Annotated in this window: 1 protein-coding gene and 1 pseudogene; both read left to right on the top strand. The window is 44.1% G+C overall.

The window, feature by feature from the left end; all coding sequences use genetic code 11:
* A pseudogene (locus NI469_RS15260) lies at positions 1-221 on the top strand (IS5/IS1182 family transposase); the annotation flags it as partial.
* Between the two features lie 195 nt (positions 222-416).
* A complete protein-coding gene (locus NI469_RS15265; protein ID WP_253175637.1) occupies positions 417-6,413 on the top strand; it encodes an ESPR-type extended signal peptide-containing protein in 5,997 nt (1,998 codons plus the stop codon).
* Positions 6,414-6,565 lie beyond the last annotated feature (152 nt).

Here is a 6,565-nt window from a genome sequence, read left to right on the forward strand (position 1 = left end):
TACTTCGAACAGTTGCACGTTTAGGCAGGACACTATGAACAAAATGGTCAAGCTATCATCGGCGAAGTTTGGTTGAAACTAAGATGCACTGTATCAAATTATTGGGTGATAGGCTTAGTACAAGGAGTTTTGATAGCCAAGTGAATGAGATTCATGCACGTGTAGCAGTCCTCAACCGATTTACGGAATTAGGTCGACCACTTACCCAAGTTACGCCTTAAATTTGGCTCAATTAGAGGCGCTTTGCATTTCAAATCTTTGTGCAACAAAGCTGTAATATATTTATAGCATCTACCAGATGCTATTTTTTCTCTAAAAAGTTATTACCATTCGTCAGAATACCAGTTTTCAGTGATATACAACTTTGTATGTAATGTTTTGTAATTGTACCAAATGTTTAAAAAACAGGTACAGATATGAACCACATCTTTAAAAAAATCTGGAATAAATCTTTGGGGCGTATGGTTGTTGTTTCGGAGAATGCCAAAAGTGCAGGCAAGACCGACAATACCACAGGTGAGCAACCAAATAGCCTAAGCAAAGTTCAGCATGATGAACAAGGCAAAAACGGGGTTTTTGCCTATAAACCTTTTATTTTACAAAGTCTGGTTTTAAGTATTGCCGCGATTTCGGGAATGAGTGTTTGGGCAGGAGATGTCTGTGATGGCAGTACTGACACTGGTGAACAATCTTTAGACAGTACCGCAGGCGGCCTAGATGCTTTTGCCTGTGGTCATAAGAATGAAGCATCGGGTGATTCTAGCAGTGCATTGGGGTATAACAATAAATCATCGGATAGTTATAGCAGTGCATTGGGTTATAATAATACAGCATCGCAAAACTCTAGCAGTGCAGTCGGTATGGGGAATACTGCATCGGGTTGGGCTAGCAGTGCAGTCGGGGGTGGAAATGAAGCATCGGGTAGTAGTAGCAGTGCAGTCGGTTATTACAATAAAGCATCAGGTAGAGCGAGTAATGCCTTTGGTACAGCCACAATTGCCAATAAACAGGGGGCAATTGCTGTAGGTGGCTGGTATGACCAAGATAACAATAGTAGCTTTACACATGGTGGACCCGAAACCGCAGCAGCCACAGGTGTAAGTTCAGTTGCGATGGGTGCAGGCGTAACCGCAACGGCAGACCGTAGCAGCGTGTTTGGTGTGGGTAGCCAAGCCACGGCACAAAATGCAACAGCGATTGGTTTTAACTCTTTAGCCGATAAAGAAAATACCATTTCAGTGGGTCGTGCAGGCGCAGAGAAACAAATTACCAATGTGGCAGCAGGTACACAAACCACCGATGCAGTCAATAAAAAACAACTCGATGATGGATTGACAGCTAAAGTAGATCAGTCTGCACTTTTCAATCCAGTTACAGGTATTTTAAATCCAGTCACAGGTTTACCAAGCAAAATTGGTTATGACACGCCTACTGTAGATAAAATTACCTTACGTGGTACAGGGGGGACGACCATTTCCAATGTCGCAGCAGGCACACTAGCCACCGATGCGGTCAATAAAGGACAACTGGATACAGCGATTTTAAGTGTTTCAGGCGGAACTGTCGCCACCGACAACTACACTCATACTTCAACCGAGACCGCTTTAGGTTCAGCGAAAGGTACACCGCATGCCACAACAACCACAGCAGGAAAAATTACCGCAGTGGGTGGCATTACTGTAACCACTGACCTAGCGACAGCAGGCATAAGTATTGATGATATTAATTCATTTACAGTGGGTGGGGTCATCACGACCAAAGCAGCCGACCCAGCCAAAGTAGCAGCCTTTATCAATGCAGCCAAGAAAGGCGGAAATATTGCGGTTGGTCAACTGAGTAGTGCGGTAGGTACAGCAAATATTGCATCGGGTAATAATAGCAGTGCATTGGGTTCTAATAATACTGCATCGAGTAATAATAGCAGTGCATTGGGTTATGGGAATACTGCATCGAATCTATATAGTAATGCATTGGGTTATAGGAATACTGCATCGAATCTATATAGTAATGCATTGGGCTTTAATAATGACGCATTGGGTTGGTCTAGCAGTTCGGTTGGTCTTGGCAATCTGACAACACAATTTGCTTCAAGTGCGTTTGGTTTTTTTAATGCTGCTGTCGCCGAATCCTCAACCGCTATGGGGTCGGGTATTAGTGGAGGCGTATCCTCACGACTACGAACTTTAGAAGAAAAAGTTGAAAATGGTAAGTTGGTCAGCGTCAATGGCGTTGCAGTGACTGCAACAGGTAATACGACTGCAACAATTACACATGTCAATGGTGTAGCGGTCGATGAAAATCAAAAATCTCAATTTTTAAATATATTACGACAAGGGAATGTGGCGGCAGGTCAATATAGTTCTGCGATGGGTGTACGCAATTTAGCCACAGGTGTAGATAGCAGTGCTTTTGGCTATGGCAATGATGCATCGGGTGTGAATAGCAGTGCAGTCGGTTTTGAGAATACTGCATCGAATGGAGACCTCAATAATGCTTTTGGTGCCTATAATAAAAACAATGGCGCTGCGAAAAATACCGCGGTTGGTATTGGCAACATAATTAATTCTTCAGCCTGGGGCACTAATGCGTTAGGTTATAGCAATAACGTAAGTAATCTGTATGGTTCAGCCATCGGCACAAAAAATACCGTCACTGTGGTTGGAGGTAATGCCATAGGTCTAAATAATATAGTAACAGGCGGATATGCCAACGCCATAGGTACCGGTAATACCGTGATTGGGCAAAATGGTGCTGCGGTCGGCTCCGGTTTGGCCGACTATGCAGGTAATTTAGGTCCACAGGTTGTTTTAACGCCCTTCAGCTACACACCAACGTTTAGCAGTGTGGGTGGCGTCACCACTTTGGATGGTGTGGTGATAAAAACCAGCGCAGCAGATTGGGCGGCATTATCTGCCAATCCAAGCTTGTTGACCGAAGTCAATGGACAGAGCGTCACAGCAGCACAGGCAACCGATATTATCAATAACTTCAAACAGGGCGGTAACCTGGCGTTGTCTAACCGAAGCAGCGTATTCGGCATTAACAGTAAAGCCGTTGCCGCAGGGGCTACCGCTATTGGTTTAAATTCAGTGGCTGATGAAGCCAATACAATTTCGGTTGGTCGTGCAGGCGCAGAAAAACGGATTACCAATGTGGCAACGGGTACCGCCGATACCGATGCGATCAACAAAAAACAACTGACCGATGCGCTGGCTGCCATACCCAATGCCACCCCTAGCGATAACTATGCACGTGCTTCTAGCTCAACTGCATTGGGTTCAGCCAAAGGTTCTCCACATACCATTATTACCACAATCTCAGGGAAAATTACTGCCGTGGGGGGCATTGCGGTGACTACCACTGGCGCAGGTACCACTCTGGATGATATTGACTCTTTTACCGTCAATAGTCTGACCACCACCAAAGCCGCCGATCCGGTTAAATTTGCAACCTTTATTAATGCCATCAAAAAAGGTGGCAACCTGGCGATGGATGGTCAAGCCAGTGCCCTGGGTACCGGCAATATTGCCTCAGGGTTATATAGTAATGCGGTCGGTAATAGCAATACTGCATCGAGTGGTTATAGTACTGCGGTGGGTTATATGAATACCGCATCGGGTAGTAATAGCAGTGCGGTGGGTTATGTGAATATTGCATCGGGTTGGTATAGCAGTGCGGTGGGTTATAGGAATGAAGCATCAGGTTTGGGTAGTAATGCCGTAGGTGGTAACAACCTAGCGAAAAGCCAAGCTAGCAATGCTTTTGGTATTACAAATACCGTAGATCATGGTGCATCAAACACAAATCCCTTTATTAGTGATAATAGTAGTAGAACGACAGCCAATGCCTTTGGTAGTGTCAATAATGTAACTGGTGCAGGAGCAACCGCAGTCGGTTTAAAAAATACTGCATCAGGTGTGGTCAGTAGTGCATTTGGTACAGGTGCAACTGCCAATAGAACTGGATCAATTGCCTTTGGTGGTTGGTATGACCAAAATGCTGATAATGAAATTGATGATGCAAGTTTAACCGCATCGGAAACCGCAGCAGCGACAGGGGTAAGCTCAGTTGCTATTGGTGCAGGTGTGACCGCAACGGCTGACCGTAGCAGTGTGTTCGGTGTAGGCAGCCAAGCGACAGCATTAAATGCCACCGCCATTGGTTTTGACTCTTTAGCTGATGAAGCCAATACAATTTCGGTTGGTCGTGCAGGTGCAACAAAACGGATTACCAATGTGGCAACACCAGTAAATGCGACTGATGCCACCAATAAAGCTTATGTGGATACTGCATTAAGTAATTTTACAGCTAATGCCGATACAGTTCTATACGACACCGCCTCGAACCAAGCGACATTAACGCTGGCAGGTGCAAGCGGTACAAAAATCACCAATCTGCAAAATGCTACTTTAGACGCAAACTCTAAAGATGCAGTGACAGGCAAGCAGTTACATGCGACCAATACCAGTGTCACAACATTGAGTGATCGGGTGACAACAGAAGTTGATACTTTAAATACAGCAATCACAACCAGCGCAAATACGATTAACACCCGTATTGATGGTGTGGATACCCGAATCGGCAATGAAGTGACTACCTTAAATACCAAAATTGGTACAGAAGTTGGAACACTGAATACCCGAATTAGCAATGAAGTTGGAACGTTGAACACCACAATTTCAGGAATTGATGGACGAGTCACGACTAACACAAATGACATTGCACTGTTAAAAACCAATACAGGGAATCTTGCAGCAAATGCAGTGATCTATGATTCAGCAACCAAAGACACAATTACTTTGGCAGGTACAAACGGTACGAAACTTACAGGTCTGCAAGATGCAACATTAGATTCAACGTCTAAAGATGCAGTGACAGGTAAACAGTTACATGCGACCAATACCAGTGTCACAACATTGAGTGATCGGGTGACAACAGAAGTTGATACTTTAAATACAGCAATCACAACCAGCGCAAATACGATTAACACCCGTATAGATGGTGTGGATACCCGAATTGGCAATGAAGTCACTACCTTAAATACACGTGTTGATACGACTAATACTGCGTTGGTTCAGGCATTAGGTGGTGGTGCGGCATGGAACAATGGTGTATTCACAAATCCAACTTTTACAATCCAAGGAAAAGCTAAAAATACAGTGAGTGATGCATTCATTGCAGTTGATCAACAATTAGGTGCAATTAAAACCTCTGTATCAGATTTAAAAACACATACAGACCAGCAAGCTGTATCTAATTTAAATGATGCAAAAAATTATGCAGATCAACAAACAACCACTGCATTAAATAATGCAAAAGGCTATACCGACCAGAAAACCACATCAACCTTAAATGATGCAAAAAGCTATGCAGACCAAAAGGCGGTTGATGGTAAAGCCTACACAGATCAGCAAACTGCATCGACACTAAACAATGCGAAAAATTATGCTGACCAGAAAGCTGCCGATGGCAAAGCCTATACTGATCAACAAACTGCATCTGTACTTAATGATGCAAAAAGCTACACAGATCAAAAAGCGGCATCTTCTTTAAGTGGCGCAAAAGATTATACCGACCAGCAAACGGCATCGGCACTTTCCAGTGCGAATAGCTATACCGATGGCAAAATTGCAGATGTGCAAACTCAACTTACAGCCAGTAACCAGTTTGTTCAGGTGAATGGAGTAACTGATGCCCAAGCTGCTTCGGCAACAGGTGAAAACTCGGTTGCGATTGGAACAAATACCGTAGTGACAGGCCATCGCTCAACTGCTGTAGGTGTGGGTAATCAGGTTTCAGGTAATGGTTCTGGTGCCTTTGGTGATCCAAACACGGTATCTGGAAACGGTAGTTATGTTGTGGGTAATGACAATAAAGTCACGGGTGATAATACCTTTGTGCTGGGCAATAATGTCGATACTCAAGCCAAAAATGCAGTGGTATTGGGTAATGATTCTGCATCGGATCGTGATAATACGGTATCAGTTGGAGCAAAAGGCAAAGAACGCCAAATCATCCATGTGGCGGATGCCGTTGAAGATACCGATGCAGTCAACTATCAACAGCTAAAAGCAGCAGAAAAATCGACCAATAACTATACCAATGAGCGTGTAAATGCCTTAAATAGCGCGTTTAATGATTATCGTATGGAAACAGAACAGCGCTTCCATAAAGTGGATGAACGTTTTAACCGCCAAGGTGCCATGACTGCTGCGATGATGAATATGTCAAGTAGTGCTGCCAGTGTCAAAGGACAAAATCGTGTCGGTGTGGGTGCTGGCTTTCAGGGACAGGAACAGGCGGTGTCAATTGGCTATCAACGGATTATTAATGATAATACCTCACTCACCATTGGTGGCGCATTTACCAAGGAAGAAAGTTCGGGTGGTGTAGGCGTTGGTTTTGGTTGGTAAAATTTAAAGCATAAAGGGCTTTGTTGCACAAACCTATCTATAAAGGCTTTTTCAGCGATATAATTTTCAAATGAAGAAGCCTACACACAAAATCTACCGCACTACCAATTGGCCCGCATATAACCGAGCACTCATGAGTCGCGGAAATATTG

The sequence above is a fragment of the Acinetobacter lwoffii genome (genome assembly GCF_024129735.1).
In the GTDB taxonomy this organism is placed as follows: domain Bacteria; phylum Pseudomonadota; class Gammaproteobacteria; order Pseudomonadales; family Moraxellaceae; genus Acinetobacter; species Acinetobacter lwoffii_H.